We start from the raw sequence: 22783 nt of genomic DNA on the forward strand, positions 1-22783 counted from the left end.
ACCAGCGTCAGAAAAAACCGTCCCGATCGACGCGCGTCACCGTCGCACGCTCGTCGGTCACGACGCCGTATTCGGCGTCGGCGACGTCCTCGGGGAGCGACTTCGCCTCATCGGCGTATCGCGACCGGAGCGAGGCCACGATCGCATCGCGGACGCAGACACGCGTCGCCCGTCCGACCGGAGTGGCGCTCCCGGAGAACGTCGCGGGCTCGCCGGCGGGGTCGTCGCCGACGACGATCGCATCGGAGGTCGTCCCCGGGAATCCGGTCAGCGTGAGCAGCGTCGCGGCCTTCGCTTCGGCGACGACCGCGAGCAGGTTCGCGAGCGCGCCGGGTTCGAGCGCCCGCGTCGTGCCGGCGATCACGTTGACAGTACCGTGGTGGTGTCTCACGTCGGTTCCGGGCGGGGATCGCCTCGCGCTCCTGACCGACGCCTCCCGATCGCGATTGGCGACCGGCAGCGCGGCCGGGTTCGATATCCCGGCTGTGGCGACGACCGCGACCGGGCCGAATTGCGCGTACCGCGCATGCGTCTGATCGACACCGGTGAGGAGCGCGGGGGCAGAAGCGGGATGGGTGGACGCGGAATCAGATCGGGAGCCGACATCGACCGGATCAAAGCCGGCCCGATCGATCCGATCGGCCACGTAGGTCCGGAGGTCGTGATCGTCGAATCCCTCGGGCACGGTGAGGTTGTAGGCGGCGTCGGCGATCCGCTGCCCGCCGTCGAAGCCGGTCGAGAGGAAGCGGGTGTCCGGTCGGCCGAGCCGACAGACGCCCTCGGCCAGGGACACCTCGAAGAGCGGGTCGGTGTTCGAGTCCACGGAGGGATCGGCTGGATCAGACATCGAGCGCCTGGAGAAGTCCCTCATTCTCCGCCGGCCGTCGCACGGCGACTCGGAGGTGGCGATCGAGCGTTCGGAAGGTGCGGGCATCGCGGATCACGTAGCCAGCCTCGCGAGCGTCGTCGATCAGCGCGTCGACGTCGACATCGTTCGCCTCGACCTCGAAGAGCAGGAACGGGGCATCGGAGGGAAACACGTGAAAGCGCGTCGCGAGGCGATCGGCCATCCGCTCGCGTTCGATCGCGACGCGCTCGCGGGTTCGTTCGAGGAAGTCCTCCCGACCGAGACAGTGCGTTCCGATCGCGGCGGCGGGCGTCGAGAGCCCCCAGGAGGGGCGTGCCGTTTCGAGCGCTTCGCGCCACTCCCCAGTCGCGACGAGAAATCCCGAGCGTAGTCCGGGAAGCCCGAAGACCTTGGTAAGCGATCGCGCGACGACGACGCCCGGTTCCGGCCCGATACTCGACCGGTCGGTGAAATCGAGGAATGCCTCGTCGACGAGAAGCGGCGTCTCGCTTGCACGACAGCGCGCCGCGAAATCCGCGAGTTTCGAGCGTGGATACACCTCACCCGTCGGATTGTTCGGCTGACAGACGATTGCGAGGGCGTACTCCTCGGGATCGGCTTCGAGGATCGCATCGTGAGAGACGAACTCGGGTCGGCCGCCCTGCAGGCGGGCCTCGCGGGCATACTCACTGAAGGAGGGCTCCGGAAGAAGCACGCGGTCGCCCGCGGAGACCGCGATCGCACATACGAGTCGGATCCCGGCGAGCGCGCCGGCGGTCGGGATCACTTTTCGAGCGTCACACCCGAGGGAGGCGCCGGCAGCGGTCCGAAACTCGGTGTAGCCGTCCTCGGGATACCGTCGGGAGGCGGGGAGGGCTGCCTCGTAGACCGGCGCGATCCCCGAGGGAGATTCGGGGTTCGTGTTCGCGCTAAAATCCACCACGGAGTGGTCGCTCGTCCCACCGTGTGGAACGCGCTCGAGGGCGTTGAGGGCATCGAGATCCATACGAAAGGGACCGTCGCCGCCGGCACAAAGCTTCCGCTCGTCGCATCATCGACCGCGAACGGTCGATACCGGCGATCGATACGGCCGATCGACACCGGCGATCCCCATTCAAACGCGATCGCGAGCGACCGCGAGATCGCCGGGACGATTCACGTTCACGGCGAGATCCGGATCGTCGAGGACCCACCGCCGACCGGGGTCCGATTCCTCGGCGTCGGCATCATCGGGACCGTCATCGGCGTTCGTCCTGGACCCGACCACGTTCAATCCAGTCGGCGCGAGGGAACGACCGCCGGACTGGAGAGTCGTGTCGGCGCTCACGCCGAGTCGCCGTTTCGTCTCGACGGGGACACAGACGGAAAGCGATCGCTGTGACGGAGGGCCGTCACCGGACGCGTCGACGTTCCCGTCCGGGTGCAGAAACCGATCGACGGTCGAATCCACGTGGGACTCCCGAAGCAGCGGTAGGTCGGCGACGACCGTGAGCGCTGGCGTTCCAACGGCCTCGATCGTGGAGGTGAGATCCGCCACGTACCCCTCGCCGGTCCCCTCGTGAACGTGGAGGTCCGCCGTCGAATCAGGGACAAAAGCGGTCGGAGACGCCGATGATGAGAGCGAGGTCGACGAGACGCGTTCGAGATGATCGAGCGTCTCGGGCGTCTGCGGTGAGGCGACCGCGTGAACTGACTCGATCGAGTCGGTGGAGAAGAGGACTTCGAGCACCCGATCGACCATCGGTCGCCCATCGACGGAAACGAGAGGTTTCTCAGCGTGATCGACGACGACGTCATGCGTCTCGGGCTCCGTCGATCCGGTCAAACGCGTTCCTCGACCGCCACACAGCAGGATCGCGGGAAGCGCGAACGTCCTCGCGATGGGTCTCACGCGATCGTCCACGCGATCACCCCGGCGTGAATCGCGAGCGCCCGCCCGAGTTCGTTTGCAGCACCGAGTACGTCGCCGCTGACGCCGCCAAGCCACGATCGCGTGCGGACGAGAAGCACGACCGCGACGACAGGGCCGGCAAGTAGTGCCGCGAACGCCGCGGGGAGAACGTCGCTCGGGACCCCGACGACTGCAAATAGCGCGACGACGCCGGACGGAACGAGGGCCCGCTTCCCGGAGACGTCGATCAGTCGCGATCCGAGCCCCTCGTGGGCCGCGGTGCCGAGACAGACGAGGGTCGCCATCCCGAGTTTAGCCCCGATCTCAGCAGCGAGCGCGATCCGGAACGCGACGGGAGCGATCATCGACGGCGTCGAAGCAAGCCCGGCGGCACCGAACGCGAGTGCGAACAACGTGACGACGAGCGCGAGTACGCCACCCACCCCGACACCGGCGTCCCGCAACGCCTCGCGTCGGCGCTCCGGATCATGAGCCGCGATGGCGTCGCCGAGGTCGGCCAGTCCGTCGGCATGTGTGACGCCCGTAAGCAGGTAGACCGCGAGCAGGTAGACCGCGACGACGGTCGGCCACGGGAGCGGTAGGAAAAACGCTGCTCCCGCAATCGCCCCGACGACCGCTCCGACGATCGGCATCGCCCAGGGTGACCGTCGGAACGCCTCGAAGTCCGCCTCGGCGGGGCCGGGAACGGGGATCCGAGTGAGAAACGCGATCGCGCCGCTGAGCGCGTGGATCGAACTGCGGATCGAACCTCCCGAACGGTCGGCTGACGGCGATTCGGGATCACTCATACGACCACGAACACCCCGACGATCGGCGTACTACCAGACGTCGAGAGGCCGACAACGAGCGGGACGATCACGGCGATCGCGATCCCGATCCATCCGGCCCGGTCGACGATCCGAATCCCGGCCTCGGCACGGGAACCATCCGGAAGGGTTGCATCGGCGTTCAACGTGTAGACGTCCGGTTTCTCGAGTCGACTTCCGATGACGGCCGCGATCGTCGCCATCGGCCATCCCGAGTTCGGTGATGCCGGGATGCGGGCGAAACGGTGGGCAGTTCTAAGCGCGGCCGGCCGACCGGCCGCGAACGCGAGAAGGGCGGCGGAGACACGTGCGGGGGCCCACATCACGGCGTCGTCGAGTCGCGCTGCGGCCCACCCGATCGGGCGCGTGGGGTAGCCGATCATCGAATCGAGCGTGTTGACGCCCTTGATCCACGCGGCCGCGCCGGCAGCGAGCGGGAGCGCGAGATCGGGTCGGTCGGCCGCTGAAACGATCGTCGCCGCCACTACGAATCCGAGAAGCGGTGCGATCAGTCCGTCGGCGAGGTTTTCGGCGGCACTCTCGACAGCCGCCGATCGGACCTCCCCGGGAGAGAGATCGGAGGCGTCGCGCCCCGCGAGAGCACGGAGATCCCGACGGGCGTCGCCGAGATTCGTCTCGGAGCGTTCGACGACGCGGCGGGCAGTCGATCCCAACAGACGACGGCTCGAACACGAAAACAGGACGAGCGCCGCGATCGTGATCGCGAACGCGGTGGAAAACGTGCCGGCAGCAAAGACGATCGCGAACGCGAGACCGCCGAATCCGAGCGGAACGAGAGCTGCGATGGCTACGCCCGTCCGTCGCGAGTCCGGGACTCGTCGGTCGAGATGATCGACGATGTCGCCGAGCCAAGCGACCGGATGGAGATGACGAGGAGGTTCGGCGAACGCGCGATCGAGGACGGCCGCCATCACCACGGCGAGGGCGGCCGACCCGGTCACCGCCTGGCCTCCAGCCGCGTCGGAAGATCCGAGAGGGACGTCTCGGTGACGTCGAGAAACCGTCCGCCGACCGCCTCGATCCCCCCGTCCTGGGCCGGATCGTCACCGACGTGGGTGATGTCCGCGACGGCGACACCGAGCGCGTCCGCCGCGGCTTCGAACGCCTTCGGATGGGGCTTGCGCCAGCCGCAGCCGATACTCGTCGTCACCGCATCAAACTCGCCGCGGAGTCCGGCGCGGACGAGCGTTCGGGGAACGAGTTCGGGAACGGAACAGTTCGAGAGGATCCCGACCGGACCCCGATCGCCTGCTGCCTCGATCGCCTCGGAGGCCCCCTCACGAACCGCCACGTCGGGATCGAAGGCCGCGACGACCGCGTGGCGGGCCGCGTTATCCGAGACGTCGACTCCGCGTGAGGCGAGCGCATGGGCGACGTGGGCGGGCAGTGGAACCGACGCGCCCTCGGGCGCGTCAACGTGGACCTCGCCGTAGGCGAGGTGCCAGTCGTCGGGGACGTGCACGTTACGAGCCTCGAGCTCGCGAGCGACGGCCTCGGCGGGGTCGGTCGGGTACTCGATGTCGACGAGCGTCCCGAACAGATCGAAGGTGACTGCCACGTTGGGAACCGGTAGGAGCGTGCCGGGATTGAACCTGTCGATCAGTGCGATCGAAACCGATATCGAAACGGGTCGAAAGAGAAACCGAAACGGGTCGAAAAGAAATCGAGAGATCAGACCTGCCGGGCGAACGCGAGGGTGCCGGAGACGTTCTCGATGTATGCTCGGACCGTCTCGCCCTCCGAGGCGCCGGGAACGAATATGGTGTACTCGCCGCGTTCGGCCACTCCGTCGCCCTTCCGGCCGGTTCCGACGATCTCGACCTCGTAGGTCGTTCCCTGTTCGACCGTCTCAGCACGTGTTCGGCTCGTACTAGCCCGTTTCGCGACCGGCCGGAACGCACCACACGCCTCACACCGGAGCATGGGCGTTCGGTCCTCGGTCACGAGTCGCGTGTCGGGCAGTCCACACTCCGAACAGGTCACGTAGGAGGCGACGTAGGCGTCGAGGGCCTCCTGGAAGTCGTCGGCACGGAAGTTACCGTTATACCGGGCGACGCCGTTTTCGTACTGGCCGGCAGTACCGAGTTCACGTTGGATGTTGGAGTGAACGTGCTCGGGGTCACGCGAGAGCGCATCAGCGATCGCAGAGAGGTTCGTCAGTCGGGTGAACGCACCGTCCTTTTGTGCGATCGGATCCGGAACGCGGAGCCGCTCGTCGGAGCCGCCGAGGTCCGGCAGCGAGTCGATCGCACGATCGAGACTGGCCTGATAGTCCATACGGCGATGAGGCGGCAGAGACGGAAATCGCTTCCGGGTTACCAGGGAGACGGGTAGTCGAGGAATCCCGTCGGACGGTCGTGATCACGAATGACCGACGATCGTCTGACGCGGAGGAAGATACTTATACACACCGCCAAGATCGATAGACGTACCATGAGCAAGATCACGTTCCGCGCCGACGACGACCTCGTCGACCGCTTGGAGGAGTACGACGCCTCCAAAAGCGAGGTCATGCGGGAGGCGCTGCGCACCTACCTCGGTGCCGCGGAGGCACCGGATTCGGGGAGCGCGGGATCCGCGTCCGACGTCGACGACGCGATCGCGGAACGTGTCGACGACCTGATCGCCGATCGGCTGGATACGGCGCTCGACGAACGACTTGGGTCCGCCCGCCTCGGACCCCGTGGCGACGCGTATACGCCCGAGACGGGACGGAATATCAACGTAAACGTCACACTCGATGGGGTTTCCGTCGATCGGTCGGACACGGTCGATACCGAGGAGACCGTCCCGACCGAGGAGGACGAAGAACGTAAGACACGTGATGAAAACACGTCCGAACGCACGCAAACGGACCGTAAAGCGTGTGCGAGTTGTGGCGAAAACATGCCCGAAGACCACGTTTACTGCCCGAATTGTGGTGAGAAGCGATCCCACCGCGTGTTCTGTGAGTGCGGCGACGAGATCCGCTCCGACTGGTCGTTCTGTCCCGGATGTGGTCGGCGAACCCCCGCTGCGGACGTTCTAGACACCCACTGAAACGCCGTAAACGTGTGTTTCGGGCCCGTATACGCAGCTTTTGTATCTGTGTCTTACATTGGCCGGTAGTTTTAAGTATTCTCCCTAAGAGGATACATCCGCGTAAGACGGTCGTCTTACAGACGATCGCCACGACGGCTATCTCAATTCCGTCGGGCGATTTCGTGTGTAGGACACGCACGACATGCGAGATCACCGTCTTACCGGGGGAATGACCATGGAGCGTGTGACACTACGAATCCCGAAACAGCAGATAGAGGAGGTCGAACAGATGGTCGAAACGGGCGAATTTCCGAACCGGAGCGAGGCGATCCGGTCGGCCGTCCGTGAGATGTTGAACGAACAAGACGGCGAACACGAGACCCGTCGGCGCACCGAGCGCAGCTGGGCGAAGGTGTAACGATGCAGGACATCGTTCAGGACGCACTCGAGAACGCCGAGGCGGAAAAGCGCGAGATGGACGAGGGGATGGACGATGACGACTTCGGCGATCCCCGAATCGTCATCGTCGGCGCCGGCGGTGCCGGAAACAACACGATAAACCGGCTCTACAACATCGGCGTCAACGGCGCGGACACCGTCGCCATCAACACCGACAAACAGCACCTCAAGATGATCGAGGCCGACACGAAGATCCTGGTCGGCAAGTCGCTGACCTCCGGGCTCGGGGCAGGCGGCGACCCCAAGATGGGCGAGCGTGCCACCGAGATGGCCCAGGGGACGATAAAGGAGGTCCTCGGCGACGCCGACCTCGTGTTCGTCACCGCGGGCATGGGCGGTGGTACCGGTACCGGCGCCGCCCCGGTCATCTCGAAGATCGCCAAAGAGCAGGGCGCGATCGTCGTCGGGATGGTCTCGACACCGTTCAACGTCGAACGCGCCCGCACGGTGAAAGCCGAGGAGGGCCTCGAGGAGCTACGGAACGAGGCCGACTCGATCATCGTGCTCGACAATAACCGCCTCCTCGATTACGTGCCGAATCTGCCGATCGGGAAGGCCTTCTCGGTGATGGATCAGATCATCGCCGAAACGGTAAAGGGGATCTCGGAGACGATCACCCAGCCGTCCCTCATCAACCTGGACTACGCTGACATGTCCACGATCATGAATCAGGGCGGCGTCGCAGTGATGCTCGTCGGGGAGACACAGGACAAAAACAAGACCCAGGAGGTCGTCAACGACGCGATGAACCATCCGCTTTTGGACGTCGACTATCGCGGCGCCTCCGGCGGGTTGGTGCACATCACGGGCGGTCCCGATCTGACGTTGAAGGAGGCAGAAGGGATCGCGAACAACATCACCGAGCGACTGGAAGCGAGCGCCAACGTCATCTGGGGCGCCCGTATCCAGGATGAGTACAAAGGCAAGGTGCGTGTGATGGCGATCATGACCGGCGTCCAGAGCGCTCAGGTCCTCGGCCCGTCCACCCAAAAGCAGGCGGACAGGTCGCGTGCAAGTATCAACGGCGGAGAGCCGACCGAGCCCGTAGGTGGCAGCGCCGAAGCCGCCAGTTGGGAGTCGGACGGCGGTACCGAGCCCGCAGAAAAGCACAACGGGCTCGACGTCATCCGCTAGGCGGGTCAACCCGTCACGCCACACGAGGTCTCGCCGCCCGATCCACCGCATTTTTTCGACGTCGCGATCCGGTAGCTGAGGCCACGAACGGAAGACGAAAGGGGACGGATCGTCGCGTGCCGTCGTCGCGTTCGGAGCCAGAAATCGTCGGACGACCGACAGACACACGTATTCGGAGCCGGATGTACGGACGATGTTGGGGTTGGAACACGGATTCCGGATCGTCGACGTCCACGCACAGTTGGACCCCGACGAGGAGTCCGTGATCACCCACGGTCGGGACATCACGCCCGAGCGACTCGAACGCGAGATGCACCAGGCCGGCGTGGTTCGAGCGATCGTCTCGCCGGGACGCAGACCGCCGGATGAAAGCTACCTGCGCGTGAACAACGCGGTCGCACGATTGAGCGTGGACCGGCCGTTTCTCGCCTTCGCCCGGCTCAACGGCCCTCGCGATCCGTCCGGAACACCGATCGCGCGGGTTCGAAACCTCCGAACCGAACGCGCCGACCACCACACCCGACCCGACGACGTCGAACAGTACGCCTACGACGATCGGTTTCATGGCTTCAGGATGGCTCCGGCCTACGACGGGATCCCGGAGAGCGACGTCCTCGACCGGCTCGAGCGTGCCGGCCAGCCCGTGCTGGTCGACGGCGGGACCGCCTTTCCGCCCGCTCGACTCGAGGAGACCCTACTCAGCCACGAGTTTCCGATCGTACTCGGGAGCTTCGGCGGCTATCCGCTCGAGACGGAACTGATGCGGGAGGCGCTTGCCCTTCTCGAGGAGTACGACGAGTTGTATCTAGATACGAGTGCAGTCCGATTTCGCGACGTGCTCGAAACCGGTCTCCTCGAACATCCGGACCGGATCCTCTTCGGGAGCGGCGTCCCGGATATCCATCCGAACGTCGCCGTGATGGAGATCCTGACCCTCGACGTCTCCGAGGACCTCATGCGGCGGGTGTTCACGAAGAATGCCTCGCGAGTGATCCCCGGACTGGCCGCCGGCGCGGATCTGTGAAACGTTCCGGAATCGACGTGGCCGTCGTAGGATCCCGTTCTGCGATAGTTTGATCCTCGATCGTGGATCGTTTTGGACACATTCTCGAACGAACACGCACGAATCTGCGATCGTTCCGATTCGTTTTTGAATCGCTCGCTCCAAACGTGGATATGACCCGGATCGTCGTGGTCGACAACCACGGGCAGTTCACACATTTGGAGCGTCGCGCGCTGCGCGATGTGGGCGTGGACGCCGAGTTGATCGACAACGACACTCCACCTTCGGAGATCGACGCGGACGGTATCGTCCTCTCGGGAGGACCAGACATGGATCGCATCGGCCGCTGTCGCGAGTACCTCGAGTTGGATGTTCCCGTTCTCGGGATCTGTTTGGGAATGCAGATCATGGCCGCCGAACTCGGCGGGTCGGTCGGCAGTGGAGAATACGGCGGCTATGCCGACGTGGACGTGACGATCACGGACGAGACGGATCCGCTCCTTGGATCGCTTGCGCCGAGCACGCGTGTCTGGGCATCCCACGCCGACGAGGTGAAGACGCTGCCGGACGGCTTCGTTCGGACCGCAAAATCGGACGTCTGTGACATCGAGGCGATCGCGAACGTCGAAACTGATCTGTACGGCGTCCAGTGGCACCCGGAGGTCGCCCATACCGAGGAGGGGGAGGCAGTCTTCGAGAACTTCCTCACGATCTGTGAATCGAACTGAACGGGGGATGCCGATTCCACGCCGACGTATCCGATCGATGCGGTGGTGAACGGCCAGTCGTCCGGATCCTGATCGAAGGGGGGTATTTTTATGAGTGAAGGGGAACACGTTAATCCGAATACGTGAGAAATATTACCAAACTGGAACGGCGGTGAGGGGGAGAATAACTCATGTACTCGATCGAAGAACTCGGAGAACGATGGCACCAGATATTCCGAATACTCGCTGCAGGACCGCGGCGTCAGACGATCGGATCGCTGATGGAGGCACCACCGGACCGAACGCTGTCGCTTCCGGAAGCCGCAAACATGCCGGACTATCGGCTCGATCCCGAACAGCTCAAACATGACCTCGTTCATCATCACCTCCCGATGATGGGACAACCCGGATTTATCGAGTGGGATCAGGAACCGTTTAGCGTAAAGCGGGGCCCGAACTTTGAGGAAGTGGCAGCAGTGATCGAGGCGATCGCCAGCTACGACGATCTTCCACAACAGTTGCGGAGGGGATGCCACTTCTTCGAGGAGCACGGGGAGAGTTCATGACTCGTCGATACGAGGTGACTCCGGAGATCGTCGAGGCCATCGCTGAAGTGGACGGTATCTCTCCACACGACCTCGAGTATACGTTGTATGAGTATATCGACACCGAAGCGCTCGAGAAACTCATGACGTCGGAACATCGCGACTGGGAACTGATGTTTCAGGTCCCGAATCACACAGTGATGGTTCGGGGAAACGGGCAGATACTCATCGACGGAGCAATCGTTCGAGATCTATCCGACCGACAGTTTGAACGAGTAGAGTGAACCCGAGCGGGACCCCTCAACTCACAATCGGAAGGCCCGTTCCATCCGCGCCCCACAACTATCACACTCGCGTCGATACAGTATTTGGGCGCCGGTAGTTACCGCCTCCCACTGTGTGTCCGAGTGCTCGTAGCCACACGACTCACAGACGGGCCGGTTCGCGTCCATTCGCTCGCGGAGGCGGTCGAATGGCGTGGTTCCGATCGTTTTCCCAGACATATGGTAACGATACGCATGGGACGGGAAAGTATCTATCGGTGGGATCGCGAATCGAAGTCGGGACGAAAAGACGGTGTGTCCCGCCGTGTTACGCCTCGAGAAGGTCGTCGACCGCGTCGGCGGCGGCCTCGACTGCCTCCTCGACGACGGCATCGGGGTCGGGCTCGGAGTCGGCGTCCCCAGCTGGGGCGTTCAAATAGACGTCGACCTCGAGAACGCCCTCCTCGAAGGTCACCGTCACGTCGAGATCGTCGACCTCGGATTGTCGATACCGGGAGAAGACGACACCCTCAGCCGCCTCAGCGGCGACCTGAACGACTTCCTCGTCGGATGGATCGGTCGCCCGCGCGGCGTCGTCCGATTCGCTGGCTCCGTTACGATCGGAGGGGTTGGACTGCCGTCCCGCGGGGTCCTCATCGGACATCTACGCGCCGCCGGCGCCCGGGCCGCCGGGTCCCATCGGACCGCCACCGCCAGCACCGCCCTGCAGGAGCTGCTGGAGCTCTTCCTGAAGGCTTTCGAACTGCTCTTGGACGCGCTCTTCCTGCTTTTTGAGCTGCTCAACGCGGACTTCGAGGGAGTCGACCTTCTCTTCGAGGTCTTCTTGAGCGCTCTCGTAGTCGGTCTCGACGAGGATCTCGCCGACCTCGCGGTACATCGTGGCGTCCTCTTCGACGTCGTCAAGCGCGTCGAGTGCGGTCTTCGAGTCGTTGAGAACGGACTGGGACTGCTCTTTCTGTTGGGCGACCTGCTGGGCGGTCTCCTGAAGATCCTGCAGTTCCTCTATTTTCTCTTGTGCTTCCGGCGGCATGTTGCCCTGCATAAACGGGAGGAAGCGTCCCGGACTGAAAAACCCCCGACTTTGTCCCTCACGCCGAGTCGGACTCGAACGTCCCGCGGGAGCCGGCGTTCACGACGGTCTCCGCGACGTCGACGAGCCGCGTCCAGCTGTTGAAGCCGGCGCGCAGAGCGACGAGATCGCGTGCACGGATCCGAACGATCACCGTCGCCCCGTCCCGGTCGAGTTCGACACTCGATCGGTCGTCGTCGATCGCATCGACCTCCGGGGCCAAGGCGTCGATCACGGTCCGGGCGAACTCGTCGTCGGTATACGGGAACCGAACCACGAGGTCGTGGGCGAACGTCGACGAATTCTCGCCATCGATGGGTCTCGAGTCGGCGGGAGATCGGGAGCCGAAAAGGGAATCCGGGTCGCCCGCAGAATCCGAATCGGCGACCGACCCGGAAAAAGGACCGACGTCGGTGGCGTCGTCGATAGTCATGGTCGAATCGTGATCGGAAATGGGGAAGCGAAACGGCCCGGACGAACCGAATCGATCGGGCGGACGGAAGGGCCCACGGGGATCGTTACTCGACGTTGACTTCCTTGATGCCGCCGCCGCGTTCCTTCAGAAGAACTCGGTGGCCGCAGTACGGACAGCGCACGCCCCCGTACTCATCAAGCGTGACGTTGCGCTTACAACGGGAACACCGGTAGCTCATTATTCCTCTTCCGCCAACGCGGCACGGATCGATCGTCGAACCGTCCGCCCGCCGGGGGTCTCGGGGCGGTAGGCACCGCCGGCGAAGGTCTCCCCCGTCTCCTCGTTCACCCAGATGCCGGTGCCGATCCGCTTTACGGAGTCGCCGTCGACGGTGGCCTCGCGCATCTCTCGTTCGATGTCCTGGACGCGTTTCCGGGCGACTCGCCCGTACCGCGCGCCGAAACGACCCGCGCTGCCGGTCGATCGTGCCTTCTTCTCGGCCATAGTACCGTTTTCTACCGCCAGCAGAACTAAAAAGGCTACGAGTCGCCCTCGGGATGAGAGACGGACACGGTCGAACGAACGGAATACCCGGGAGGGACGGGGAAAACGACCGATCGACCGACCCGACACCGACGCGCTCACAAGTCCGGACCGCGAGGTCCGATTATGGACGATATCGACGTCGAGCCGGTCGAGAGCGTCGACGAGGGGTCACGAACGGACGCGGACGCAGACGCGGTGACGTCCACTGATGCGGACCTCCCGTCGGAGATCGACGCTCCCGAGTACGTGCTTTATGGCGGCAAGGGTGGAGTCGGAAAGACGACGATGGCGGCCGCCACCGGCCTCTCCTCGGCCGCGGAGGGAACGTCGACGCTCGTCGTCTCGACCGATCCGGCCCACTCGCTTTCGGACACCTACGGCGTCGAGATCCCGGCTCGGCCGTCCCGGATCCGGGAGGATATCCCACTGTACGCGGCTGAGATCGACCCGGACGCGGCGATGGACGAGGGGATCTTCGGCACCGAAGGCGATCCACTTGGCGGACTCGGCGATCTCGGCGGGATGGCCGGAATGGCCGAAACGGATTCCGACCCGGACGGACCGAACGGATCGAGCGAGGAGGGACCGCTCGGGGGACTACTTGGCGGGACCATGCCCGGTGCGGATGAGGCGGCCGCGATGCGCCAACTGCTCGAGTATCTCGACGATCCGCGGTTCGATCGCGTCGTTATCGACACCGCGCCGACTGGACACACTCTCCGACTGCTCCAGTTACCGGAGATCATGGACTCGATGATCGGCCGGATGATGCGGCTCCGCCAGCAGTTCTCCGGCATGATGGACGGCCTAAAGGGAATGTTCGGTGCCGGGAGCGACGACGCCGACCCGAGCGCCGACCTGGATGCGCTTCAAGAGCGGATCAAGCGGCTTCGAAGCGTCCTTCGTGACCCCGATCGGACCGACTTTCGCGTCGTGATGATCCCCGAGGAAATGGGAGTGCTCGAGTCCGAACGGCTCGTCGATCGGCTCGGTGAGTTCGGGATCCCCGTCCAAACGATCGTGGTCAATCGGGTGATGGAGGATCTCGCGGACGTCGCCGACGTTGATCCCAAGTGGGTGGTCACGCCGAACCACGAGGAGTGTGCGTTCTGCGAACGGCGCTGGCAGGTACAACGGGATGCGCTCGCGCGTGCGACGGACCTGTTTCGCGGTCGCGAGGTGAAACGCGTTCCATTGCTGGCCGACGAGGTGCGCGGCGAGGAGGCCCTCCGTGTCGTCGCGACCTGCCTGGAGTGAGGACCTCCTAGAGAGGGGTAGACTGGGAGAAGATCCTCTGATGAGGGGCAGACTGGCAGAGGGACCGAAGCGCACCGAATCTACCGTGAGAGCTTCCGTAGCAGGTCGTAGGCCGCATCGCGCATGCCGTCGGGAAGGTGCCGCGCGAGGACGGCTACACGCGGCAGGGTTCCCGGCTGAACGCGTGCCGGCGGGCGAGTCATGCTCGCGACGTTGAGGATCTCCGTTGCGACCGCTTCCGGTTCGACCGACCCGGGACCGTCGCCGGCGACGAGTTGAGTGTCTTCGAAGACGCGGTAGAACTCCTCGTAGGCACCCGACCGGACGTCGTCACGATCGGAGTCGCCCGGCTCGTCGTCGGGAGGAATCTCGTGACCGGCACGTTCGGAAAACCCGGTTCGAACCGAACCGGGCTCGACGACGACGACGTCGACGTCGTACTCAGCGAGTTCGTTGCGGAGCGCGTCCGACATTGCCTCGAGCGCGTGTTTCGAACCGGCATAGACGCCAGTACCGGGCATCGAGATCCGACCGAAAACTGACGAGACGTTGATTATCGTTCCATCGCGTTCACGCCGCATGCTCGGGAGGACGGCCCTGGCGAGTCGGTGGGGACCGTAGACGTTCACGTCGAACTGCTCGTGGACGTCCTCGATCGGAACGTCCTCGATCGGACCGAACCGCCCGTAGCCGGCGTTGTTCACGAGACAGTCGATCGATCCCTCGGCATCGAGGATCCGATCGACGACGCGGTCCACGTCCGAGTCGTCCGTGACGTCGAGGGTCGCGATCTCACAGCCCGCCTCGCCGAGCGTCTGGACGTCGGCAGGATTGCGCGCGGTCGCGTACACGGTCCAGCCCTCCTCGAGGAACGCGAGCGCGCTCGCGCGCCCGATCCCGGAGGAACAGCCCGTGATGAGTACCGTCTCTTGCACACTTGCCCGTCGTTCGGCAGGGGCATAACTTCCACCGTTCTAGGCGAGACGTGAGCGCGGTTACGACGGCTGAATCGAGCGCTTCACTTCGTCCGCATACACGTCCGCGAGCCGCGTCGGTTCGGGGAGTTTGTACCCGGCACACAGCGCGTCGACGATCGCGAGGGACGTCTCCGCGGAGACCCGGTGACCGGGACTCACGTACAAGGGGTTGATCCGTCGCTCGTTCGGGTACTGTCGCGACTGGTAGGCGTGGCCGAGCACGGTTCCATCCGGCGCCTCAACGCGATCGTCGGCGCGGACGGGCGTCGACCATCCCGCCGGCCGCTCCTCGGGGGAGTCATCCGGGGTTCCACAGAGGAGATTCTTTGCGACTCCGACGCTTGGGAGATCGAGGATGACGCCGATGTGCGTGGCGATGCCAGCCTGTCGAAAGTGGATCCGACCGGACCCGTCGAGAAGGGCGAGATCGGGATCGACGGACAACGTTGAGAGGGCATCGAGGATCGGACCGCCCTCACGAAAGGCGAGGAGGCCGGGAATATAGGGAATCGAAAGCGGCGAGACGGCGTAGGTCCGTTCGACGACCCGGTCGCCACGAAGGGCGACGACCGCCGAGATGACCGACTCCTCGAGAAACGCCTGGTCGATCCCGACGACGACCGGCGCGGACGGGTCGGGAGCCGGGTCAGTTCCGAGCGTCGGCCGTCGATCCGTGGGATCCGGAATGCCCGTCGAAAGGTCGAACGCGTCCCGCAGGGCGATCTCGTCCGGATCCACCTCGATCGCATCCTCGAAGATCGCGGCGTCGGAGATATCTCGCTGAAGCGTTTCCATCTCCTCTCGCGACAGATCGGGGTCGGGGAGAAACTCCGGTCGGACGAGATCGAGGTCGGAGCGATCGGGCGACGGTTCGTCTGCGTCGGGATCGCGGTCCGACATCCTCACCGACCCCGACCGCCGGGACCGCGAGGACCGCCTGGACCACCCGGACCGCCGAACCGGATCTGGCTCGGTGCCCGCATCCGGTCTTTCACGCGTTTCCCGTAGGCGAGTCCCACGACGAGGCCGGCAAGGTGGGCCCAGTGAGCGATCCCGCCAGCGCCCCCGCCGATTCCGAAGAAGACGCTGACGATCGCGAACCCGACCGTCAACAGCCACAGCGGCATGGGAATGAAGAAGTAGAGATAGACTCGGAGGTGCGGGTTCAATACGGTGAGCACGCCCATGATTGCCATGATCGCGCCGGAGGCACCTACGACGCCCGGTCCCACGGATCCGAGAAGGAATCCCATCCCGATCTGGGAGAGTCCGGCGAGGACGCCAGCGCCGAGAAACAGCGCGGCAAAGCGGCTCGATCCGATCCGTCGCTCGACCGGCGGGCCGAAGAAGTAAAGCACGATGGAGTTGAGCGCGATGTGTGCGAAGTTTCCGTGAGCGAACACCGACGTGACCCACGTCCAGACGTAGGTGAGATGATCCGGCCGAAGAACGAAAAGTGAGCGGGAGAACTCCTGACCGACGAGCACGCTCGCCACGAGTTGTGCGAGGAACGTCGTCCACATCGCGGCCAAAAACAGGAACGTGAGGTTCCCCCGGAAGTAACCGAGCACGCCGCCCGTCGAGGCCGCATTCGAAATCCGTCGACGAACGCGGTCCGTCCTCGATCGTGTCCGGTCCCTCCCGGTGGGAGAGTCCGCAACGACCGAGTCGTCGAAGCCGCTATCGAAGACGCTCGAAGGGTCGTTCCAGTCCTCAAGGCCCGGGCAGTCGTGATTCTCGGGAAGCCGATGATCCGCACAGAACGTTTGTCCACAGCGGTGACACTGATACGGGAGATTCTCGTAGGCACCACACTCGTCGCACGTCGCCATTATCTCTCCGTTGTGGCGGCGCCGGTAAAGCGGTTTGGCTCTCGAATCGGGCGGAACTGCCTTCGCGACACCCCCACGTCAGTCGGGATGAAAGCGGCGAACCGACCGTACCGAAGCGATTAAGCGATGGAGACGCCAATCGCCGGACATGCAACACCTCATCATCCGTGGCGACCCCGGCATCCGTCAAGACGCGGTGATCAACTACGAAGGTGAGGAGATGATCTGTTTCTCGGTGAACCGCCAGGGCGACTGGCATGGTCCCGACGAACCCCACCTATGGTGTACGATCGGCACGGAGGAGGAGCGTGAAACGTTCGAGAAGCGCGAGTACGTCCCCCACTGGCTCGAGACGGAGTCGATCGAGGCCGAAGAACTCGACGTGATCACGGCCAAGGGCGAACTCGCGGTCTAGTCGGGTCGGTCACTCACGATTGCTCCGGAAGTGACGCATCGAGGCGGCAGAGCGTCCCGTAGTTTACATACGGAGACGACTCACCGGCCCCATGACCGAACGTGATGTCGACACGTCGACGACGAACGCCGGCACCGATTCACTCACCCCTGAAGACGTATCGACGGACGGTCACCGGGACGGGAACGAGAACCGAAACGGTGGCCACACCACGGACGAGACTCCCGATGGACGTGAGCTGCTCGAACACGACCGGCTCGTCGATCGTGTCGACGCGATCGAGCGGGCACTCACCGGCGAGGGGGACGGAGCGGTGGTCGACCTGTCCGACCGGACCGAACTCGATGCGCGAGTGAACGATCTCGACTCGCGAGTGGAAACGATGGCGGAGCGGCTGGACGAACTCGCCGCCGCCACACAGGCGGTTCGGGGATACGTCGGGAGCATTCGGGCGGTCAACCGCGAGATCGAGAGCCGCGCGGATCTCGCACTCGCGACGGCAGAGCGGGTCGAAAGAGGCTGTGAGGCGACAACCGGAACCGGAACGGCCGTCGAATCACCTGGGTTCGAGGAACCGCCCGCACGATCCGGTCGTCGAACTGACGGGGGGAATGGCGGCGAACTCGGGGACGAACATACCGGAGAGGATTGCTCCAGGATCGAGGACGAGACCACCGTCGAAACGGAACGATCCAGTGGACTGACGGGTCGGAGAAACGAGGGCCGAACGGAGCGGAGAGATCGGACTGAACGAAAAAGTAGAAACAAAACCGAACGAAATACCGCGATCCGAACGCCGACCACGCCGACGAACGCGTCCGACCGGACCGATACCAGCGCGAGCGGTCGGCCGCCGGCGGTCGCGGCAGCTGTTCCGGACGTCGGAGAGATCGACAGGATCCCCGACACGTCGGGAAGGGATGCCGAGTCGTCCGAATCGGGCGTCCTCGCCAGACTCCGGAACGTGTTGTGATACGAACGGTACTCGCCGTCGCGATCGCGGTCGGGCTATTGGCGGTGGCCGCACCCGCACTTGCCGACGCACGGGAAGGTGCAACCCGGACGGAACTGGATCGGATCGCGACCCACATCGAGCGTACGGGAGCGGATCTGGCGTTCGGATCGACGGCTGTGGCCGATCCGGATCTCACACCGCGATCGGTCTTCCGAGTCACGTTGCCGTCGGGGTTCGCGAGGGCACCGATCGAGGAGGCAACGATCGGCTGTCGAGCGGACGTCGCTCCGAAAGACGCGGCTCGCCAAGACACCGAGACGAAGGGCTGTGAACTCCTGCTCGCTTCGCGGATGGCCGAAGCCGGCGTCGAGACGCAACCCATTCCCGGCGTCACGCTCGCACCGAAATCGTCGCCGATCGAGTTGTCGGTCGATGGAACGATTCTGCGCCTCACACACCGCAGACGCGACGGTCGCGACGTCGTCGAACTTCGTGAGATCAGCCCGACGAAGCAAAACGATACGGCGGAGGAAATGCGGTGATGATGGAAGAACAGGAAATGGAACTGATCGACGAACGGTTCAGCCGACCGGACGTTTAAATCGGATTCCGACGCAGACGGCGCATGATACCGCGTCGCGGACTCGGGAACGCCCTGAAAACGGTGCGTCACTACCTGGTCGGATCGGGGACACTTCGGGAGGACTCTCCCCGGTCGAGGGGATCGTGTCGATGCCAGTACACCTTCAAAGACGCGGATGGGGCGGATCCGGACGCTCGAACCACGCTCCGGATCGACGCGGACGACTGCCCCGGCGACGGGGCCCTCGCCGCAGCCACGGACTGTCGCGCGACGGTGGTTCGTGCGCTGGCGGATCGTGACGCCGACGTCGTTCGCGTCGAGACCGATGGCCGGGAATTCACCTATCTCGATCGTGCCCTCGGGCTATTGCTCGCCGCCGGGCGGTTTTACGATCGGGCGGTCGGACAGGAGCCTCAAACCGCCCAACTCGCCGCACGCGATCCGCTTCGTGCGGCACGGGAGGCGACCGGGAGAGCGGGTCCCCTCGAACGTGCGGCCGCGGAGACAGGGTTGGCCGAGATGGCAGCGGCAGTCGAGGGATACGGAGATGCGCTCCGTCCGTACGTCGCCCCAGCGATGGCGACCGCACGAGTTGCGACCCGGCTTCCGGTCGAGGCGACGCTAACGGACCGATGGGAGACGAGGACCGGCGCGACAGTCAGGATCTACGAGCATCCCAGCGCCCTGCGAACCTACCACCTCACGCCGCCGGAGGCAAGCCTCGATGCGGCGGAACTCGCGACGATCGTCGCCGCGAGGGATCGCCTGATCGACGACGATCGAGAACACGATCGGGGACCGGAACGGGCGATCCGAACCGTCCGGAAGAATGGACCGCTCTCCGCGAGACCAGACGGGGTGACGGGGAAGATAGCGGATGAAACGGGAGCGACCGAAAGCGAATTGGCACACGTCCTCCGGCGGCACACCCGAGGGTACGGGATACTCGAGGACGTCTTCGCCGACGCACAAGTGTCCGATGCGTTCTTTACGCCGCCGGTCGCCGAGACGCCGCTCCGGGTGGTCGTCGACGGGGAGCGCCTCCGTACGAACGTTCGGCTGTCGCCGCGTGGGGCGGCGACCCTCGCGTCCCGACTCCGTCGCGTCTCCGGTCGAGCGTTCTCCCGGGCGTCGCCAACCCTTGATACGACTCTGGAGACGCCGTCCGGGGCGATCCGGGTTGCCGCGACGACGCGGCCGATCAGCGACGGCTACGGGTTCACCTTCCGTCGCGGCGGCGAGGAGGCGTGGACCCTGCCGCGTCTCGTCGAGTGTGGAACACTCACCGGGGAGGCAGCCGGATTGGTCTCGCTCGCGATCGAGCGTGGCGTTGCCGGACTCGTCTCGGGAGGGCGCGGTGCGGGGAAGACATCGATGCTCGGCGCGCTCTTGTGGGAGCTTCCGGCGGAGACACGGGGAGTGCTGATCGAGGACACACCCGAACTACCGGTGGAACGACTCCAGCGATCGGGTCGGGACGTTCAGCGACTCTCCGTGGAGGACCAGGGCAACGGCGGCGAGCTCGCTCCGGCAGAGGCCGTCCGTACCGCGCTCCGGCTGGGAAACGGCGCGATCGTCGTCGGCGAGGTGCGCGGAGAGGAGGCCGCCGCGCTCTACGAGGCGATGCGTGTCGGGGCGAGCGGCGAGACGGTCCTCGGTACGATCCACGGAACGGATCCGGAGGCGGTTCGCGAACGAGTCCTCACCGATCTCGGCGTTCCGCCGGCGGCCTTCGCGAGCACGGACCTCCTTGTGCAACTTGCCGACCACCGCGTGACCGCGATCGTGGAGGTCTCGATGGGACGTAACGGGGTGATATTCGATCGGCTTTTCGAGCAAACGGAGAACGGGCTCATCGCGACGGGACGAATCGACCGGGGAACGAGCACGCTCGTGAACGACCTTGCGAGGGACGACGAATCCTACGCATCGGTTCGAACGCGGATTCACGAGCGGGCGAACGCGATCACGAAACGAGCGGAGACGGGAGCGACGTCCGCCGCATCAGTCGCGAGCGAAGTAGCCGATCGAGGGAGTTCGAGTCGATGACGGAAGATCCACCGGACCGCCGAAAAACTGGGGCAAGCGGAGTCGATAGCCGCATCTCGAGGATCGGATCGTGGTTCGCGAACATCAACGGACGAGGCACTGACGAGAGGAATGGACAAAACGGAGCCAGGAATCGAAACGACGACCGAAATGGAACGGATGATGAAGAACTTCGACGGGCACTCGCGTTCCTCGAACGCGATCGAACGCCGGAATGGATCGAGCGCCGGGCCCGACACGTGGGGCTGATCGTCGCGGCGATCATCACGATCGTCACGCTCCCCCTCGTTGGGAGTCTCGGCAGTACCTCAGTCGCCGCGATCGCGGGCCTGGCGTCCCACCACGTTCGGCGACGGTGGCCATGCTGGCTTGCTGAACTCCGTCGGACGCGCGCGCTCGGGACTGCTCCCGGCCTGATCGGCCGGATCGTGCTCCGGATGCGACTTGAACCCGCAACGGAACGGGCCGTCGAGTTTGCCGCTCAGACTGGAACGGGACCGCTCGCAGGAAGTCTCACGGACGCCGTTCGGCGATCCGATTCACGGCCCGGATCCGGGCTCCGCGCCTTCACCGAGGAGTGGCACCCGTGGTTCCCCGCGCTCGAACGGGCCGGTACCCGGATCCGAGCCGCGGCGAGCGCGCCCGCCGAACGGCGCGATCGGGGACTCGATCGCGCCCTCGAGGCGGTTGTCGACGGAACGACGGACCGGATGGCCGCGTTCATCGGTGACATCAGGGGGCCGATTTCGGGACTCTACGCCTTCGGCGTCCTGTTGCCGCTCGCGCTCGTGGCGCTGCTTCCGGCCGCTCGTGCGACCGGACTTCCGCTTGGCGCAACGACCATGGCGGTGGTGTACGTCGTAATCCTTCCCACGGTTTTGACTGTCGCAAGTGGCTGGATCCTGTTGCGACGTCCGGTCGCGTTCCCGCCGCCGACGATCGATTCGACCCACCCGGCGGTGCCGAAACGACGGCTTTCATCCGCCGTCGCGGGCGCTCTCACAGGGGTGATCGGGTGGCTGATCGGAAGCCTGCTCGTCGCCTGGAGCGCGCCGATCGTCGCGTGTGGATTCGGCGTGGGGTCCGGGGCGTTCCTCCTCGCGCGTCCGCGACGGCGTGTGCTCTCGCGAGTGAGAGCGATCGAATCGGCGTTGCCCGACGCGCTGGCGATCGTCGGCGGGCATGTCGCCGACGGAGTCTCCGTCGAGCGGGCGGTCCGCCATGCCGGAGAGGCGATCGATGGTCCGGCAGGCGAGGCGTTCGACGCCGCGGCGCGTCGAAGTCGAACGCTTCGAGTGGACATCGAGTCCGCGTTATGTGGAAACACCGGCCCGTTCGCAAACGTTCCAAGCCCCCGGGTTCAGGGAGCGATCGCGCTCCTCGCGATCGCCGCCCGTGAGGGACGTCCCGCCGGCGACGTGGTGATCGAATTCGCCGACCAACTCGAGGAACTTCGAACGCTCGAACGGGATGCGACGAGGCGGATCGCGACGGTCACTCGGACGATCGCGAACACGGCTACCGTATTTGGCCCCCTCGTGGGCGGGGCAACGGTGGCGCTCGCGTCCGGCATGGAGGGTGGGACGATCGCCGCAGGTGCGGCTCTCGATCCGACTGCCGGAGGGCCCGTCGGCGGCCCCACAGCGACCGGAGGACTTGGGGCAACGCCGGTGGTGGAGCCAATCCCGGTTCCCGTACTCGGGCGGATCGTGGGAATCTACGTGTTGCTCCTGGCAGCGATCCTGACCGGACTGTCGACGCTGCTTGAGCGAGGGTTCGATCCGACGCTCGTCTCCTACCGGATCGCGATCGCGCTTCCGACCGCGACGGCGACGTATCTCGCGTCGTTCCTCGGCGCGAATCTCCTCCTGTGAGGGACACGGAACGTCAGCGAGTGAGAGAGTCGCAAGGGGACGATCCCGCCGCGAACGTTTATACCGGAGAGC

General features: G+C 65.0%; 29 protein-coding genes. 13 read left to right on the forward strand and 16 right to left on the reverse strand.

Annotated features, from left to right (window positions below):
- Nucleotides 1-7 precede the first annotated feature (7 nt).
- The 7 genes from ACERIT_RS01160 to ACERIT_RS01190 all read right to left on the reverse strand — a co-directional run bounded on the left by ACERIT_RS01160 (nt 8) and on the right by ACERIT_RS01190 (nt 5863).
- Nucleotides 8-847 carry an adenosylcobinamide amidohydrolase gene (locus ACERIT_RS01160; RefSeq protein WP_373672959.1) on the reverse strand — a complete coding sequence of 280 codons (840 nt, stop codon included), beginning with the start codon at nt 845-847 and terminating at the stop codon, nt 8-10.
- Nucleotides 840-1853, reverse strand: a complete 1014-nt coding sequence (locus ACERIT_RS01165) for a threonine-phosphate decarboxylase (RefSeq protein ID WP_373672960.1) — start codon at nt 1851-1853, stop codon at nt 840-842. The genes ACERIT_RS01160 and ACERIT_RS01165 overlap by 8 nt, the downstream gene beginning before the upstream one ends.
- Nucleotides 1854-1961: 108 nt before the next feature.
- A complete protein-coding gene (locus ACERIT_RS01170; protein WP_373672961.1) occupies nt 1962-2750 on the reverse strand; it encodes an NTP transferase domain-containing protein in 789 nt (262 codons plus the stop codon).
- Nucleotides 2735-3547: an adenosylcobinamide-GDP ribazoletransferase gene (cobS, locus tag ACERIT_RS01175; RefSeq protein WP_373672962.1), complete on the reverse strand. Its 813-nt coding sequence runs from the start codon at nt 3545-3547 to the stop codon at nt 2735-2737. The genes ACERIT_RS01170 and cobS overlap by 16 nt, the downstream gene beginning before the upstream one ends.
- Nucleotides 3544-4497 (reverse strand): adenosylcobinamide-phosphate synthase CbiB, encoded by a 954-nt coding sequence (gene cbiB, locus ACERIT_RS01180; protein WP_373673068.1) that lies wholly within the window; start codon nt 4495-4497, stop codon nt 3544-3546. Before cbiB ends, cobS begins: the two co-directional genes overlap by 4 nt.
- Nucleotides 4498-4523: 26 nt before the next feature.
- Nucleotides 4524-5144 (reverse strand): HAD family hydrolase, encoded by a 621-nt coding sequence (locus tag ACERIT_RS01185; RefSeq protein WP_373672963.1) that lies wholly within the window; start codon nt 5142-5144, stop codon nt 4524-4526.
- 113 nt (nt 5145-5257) lie between these two features.
- A complete protein-coding gene (locus ACERIT_RS01190; protein ID WP_373672964.1) occupies nt 5258-5863 on the reverse strand; it encodes a translation initiation factor IF-2 subunit beta in 606 nt (201 codons plus the stop codon).
- Nucleotides 5864-6019: 156 nt separating this feature from the next.
- Here ACERIT_RS01190 and ACERIT_RS01195 point away from each other — a divergent pair, with 156 nt between their 5' ends.
- From ACERIT_RS01195 to ACERIT_RS01225, 7 genes are all read left to right on the forward strand, one after another.
- The gene (locus ACERIT_RS01195; RefSeq protein WP_373672965.1) at nt 6020-6625 is read left to right on the forward strand and encodes a zinc ribbon domain-containing protein; all 606 of its coding nucleotides are present in this window, start codon (nt 6020-6022) and stop codon (nt 6623-6625) included.
- A 217-nt stretch (nt 6626-6842) separates the two neighbouring features.
- Nucleotides 6843-7025, forward strand: coding sequence for a ribbon-helix-helix domain-containing protein (locus ACERIT_RS01200; RefSeq protein WP_373673069.1), 183 nt, complete (start codon nt 6843-6845; stop codon nt 7023-7025).
- Nucleotides 7026-7027: 2 nt separating this feature from the next.
- Nucleotides 7028-8200 (forward strand): cell division protein FtsZ, encoded by a 1173-nt coding sequence (gene ftsZ / locus ACERIT_RS01205; protein ID WP_373672966.1) that lies wholly within the window; start codon nt 7028-7030, stop codon nt 8198-8200.
- 193 nt (nt 8201-8393) lie between these two features.
- On the forward strand, nt 8394-9224 hold the full coding sequence (locus tag ACERIT_RS01210) for an amidohydrolase family protein (RefSeq protein ID WP_373672967.1): 831 nt from the start codon (nt 8394-8396) through the stop codon (nt 9222-9224).
- Nucleotides 9225-9376: 152 nt separating this feature from the next.
- On the forward strand, nt 9377-9931 hold the full coding sequence (locus ACERIT_RS01215; protein WP_373672968.1) for a GMP synthase subunit A: 555 nt from the start codon (nt 9377-9379) through the stop codon (nt 9929-9931).
- Between the two features lie 170 nt (nt 9932-10101).
- Nucleotides 10102-10476 (forward strand): hypothetical protein, encoded by a 375-nt coding sequence (locus tag ACERIT_RS01220; RefSeq protein ID WP_373672969.1) that lies wholly within the window; start codon nt 10102-10104, stop codon nt 10474-10476.
- Nucleotides 10473-10739 carry a HalOD1 output domain-containing protein gene (locus tag ACERIT_RS01225; protein ID WP_373672970.1) on the forward strand — a complete coding sequence of 89 codons (267 nt, stop codon included), beginning with the start codon at nt 10473-10475 and terminating at the stop codon, nt 10737-10739. Before ACERIT_RS01220 ends, ACERIT_RS01225 begins: the two co-directional genes overlap by 4 nt.
- Nucleotides 10740-10760: 21 nt before the next feature.
- Here ACERIT_RS01225 and ACERIT_RS01230 read toward each other — a convergent pair whose 3' ends face one another.
- From ACERIT_RS01230 to ACERIT_RS01255, 6 genes are all read right to left on the reverse strand, one after another.
- Nucleotides 10761-10958, reverse strand: coding sequence for an HVO_0649 family zinc finger protein (locus ACERIT_RS01230; RefSeq protein ID WP_373672971.1), 198 nt, complete (start codon nt 10956-10958; stop codon nt 10761-10763).
- An 88-nt stretch (nt 10959-11046) separates the two neighbouring features.
- On the reverse strand, nt 11047-11382 hold the full coding sequence (locus ACERIT_RS01235; protein WP_373672972.1) for a DUF3194 domain-containing protein: 336 nt from the start codon (nt 11380-11382) through the stop codon (nt 11047-11049).
- On the reverse strand, nt 11383-11769 hold the full coding sequence (locus ACERIT_RS01240) for a prefoldin subunit beta (protein ID WP_373673071.1): 387 nt from the start codon (nt 11767-11769) through the stop codon (nt 11383-11385).
- Nucleotides 11770-11827: 58 nt separating this feature from the next.
- A complete protein-coding gene (locus ACERIT_RS01245) occupies nt 11828-12241 on the reverse strand; it encodes a KEOPS complex subunit Pcc1 (protein WP_373672973.1) in 414 nt (137 codons plus the stop codon).
- A gap of 85 nt (nt 12242-12326) precedes the next feature.
- Nucleotides 12327-12461, reverse strand: coding sequence for a DNA-directed RNA polymerase subunit P (locus tag ACERIT_RS01250; protein WP_373672974.1), 135 nt, complete (start codon nt 12459-12461; stop codon nt 12327-12329).
- On the reverse strand, nt 12461-12727 hold the full coding sequence (locus tag ACERIT_RS01255; protein ID WP_373672975.1) for a 50S ribosomal protein L37ae: 267 nt from the start codon (nt 12725-12727) through the stop codon (nt 12461-12463). Before ACERIT_RS01255 ends, ACERIT_RS01250 begins: the two co-directional genes overlap by 1 nt.
- A gap of 165 nt (nt 12728-12892) precedes the next feature.
- Here ACERIT_RS01255 and ACERIT_RS01260 point away from each other — a divergent pair, with 165 nt between their 5' ends.
- Nucleotides 12893-14026: an ArsA family ATPase gene (locus tag ACERIT_RS01260; protein WP_373672976.1), complete on the forward strand. Its 1134-nt coding sequence runs from the start codon at nt 12893-12895 to the stop codon at nt 14024-14026.
- 80 nt (nt 14027-14106) lie between these two features.
- Here ACERIT_RS01260 and ACERIT_RS01265 read toward each other — a convergent pair whose 3' ends face one another.
- Genes ACERIT_RS01265 through ACERIT_RS01275 form a run of 3 tightly spaced genes read right to left on the reverse strand, consistent with a single transcriptional unit; the run spans nt 14107 to nt 16835 of the window.
- Nucleotides 14107-14961 carry an SDR family oxidoreductase gene (locus tag ACERIT_RS01265; RefSeq protein ID WP_373672977.1) on the reverse strand — a complete coding sequence of 285 codons (855 nt, stop codon included), beginning with the start codon at nt 14959-14961 and terminating at the stop codon, nt 14107-14109.
- A 60-nt stretch (nt 14962-15021) separates the two neighbouring features.
- A complete protein-coding gene (locus tag ACERIT_RS01270; protein WP_373672978.1) occupies nt 15022-15903 on the reverse strand; it encodes an endonuclease V in 882 nt (293 codons plus the stop codon).
- 2 nt (nt 15904-15905) lie between these two features.
- Nucleotides 15906-16835 (reverse strand): rhomboid family intramembrane serine protease, encoded by a 930-nt coding sequence (locus tag ACERIT_RS01275; RefSeq protein ID WP_373672979.1) that lies wholly within the window; start codon nt 16833-16835, stop codon nt 15906-15908.
- 148 nt (nt 16836-16983) lie between these two features.
- Here ACERIT_RS01275 and ACERIT_RS01280 point away from each other — a divergent pair, with 148 nt between their 5' ends.
- The 5 genes from ACERIT_RS01280 (at nt 16984) to ACERIT_RS01300 (ending at nt 22711) form a co-directional block, all read left to right on the forward strand.
- A complete protein-coding gene (locus ACERIT_RS01280; RefSeq protein ID WP_373672980.1) occupies nt 16984-17250 on the forward strand; it encodes an HAH_0734 family protein in 267 nt (88 codons plus the stop codon).
- A 91-nt stretch (nt 17251-17341) separates the two neighbouring features.
- Nucleotides 17342-18223 (forward strand): hypothetical protein, encoded by an 882-nt coding sequence (locus tag ACERIT_RS01285; RefSeq protein ID WP_373672981.1) that lies wholly within the window; start codon nt 17342-17344, stop codon nt 18221-18223.
- Nucleotides 18220-18747, forward strand: a complete 528-nt coding sequence (locus ACERIT_RS01290; RefSeq protein ID WP_373672982.1) for a hypothetical protein — start codon at nt 18220-18222, stop codon at nt 18745-18747. The genes ACERIT_RS01285 and ACERIT_RS01290 overlap by 4 nt, the downstream gene beginning before the upstream one ends.
- Before the next feature lie 83 nt (nt 18748-18830).
- Nucleotides 18831-20837, forward strand: coding sequence for an ATPase, T2SS/T4P/T4SS family (locus tag ACERIT_RS01295; protein WP_373672983.1), 2007 nt, complete (start codon nt 18831-18833; stop codon nt 20835-20837).
- Complete coding sequence (locus ACERIT_RS01300; RefSeq protein WP_373672984.1) at nt 20834-22711, forward strand: type II secretion system F family protein; 1878 nt, start codon at nt 20834-20836, stop codon at nt 22709-22711. The genes ACERIT_RS01295 and ACERIT_RS01300 overlap by 4 nt, the downstream gene beginning before the upstream one ends.
- The last annotated feature ends 72 nt before the right edge of the window (nt 22712-22783 follow it).

Origin of the sequence: Halopenitus sp. H-Gu1, assembly GCF_041821145.1 — an archaeon.
Lineage (GTDB): Archaea > Halobacteriota > Halobacteria > Halobacteriales > Haloferacaceae > Halopenitus.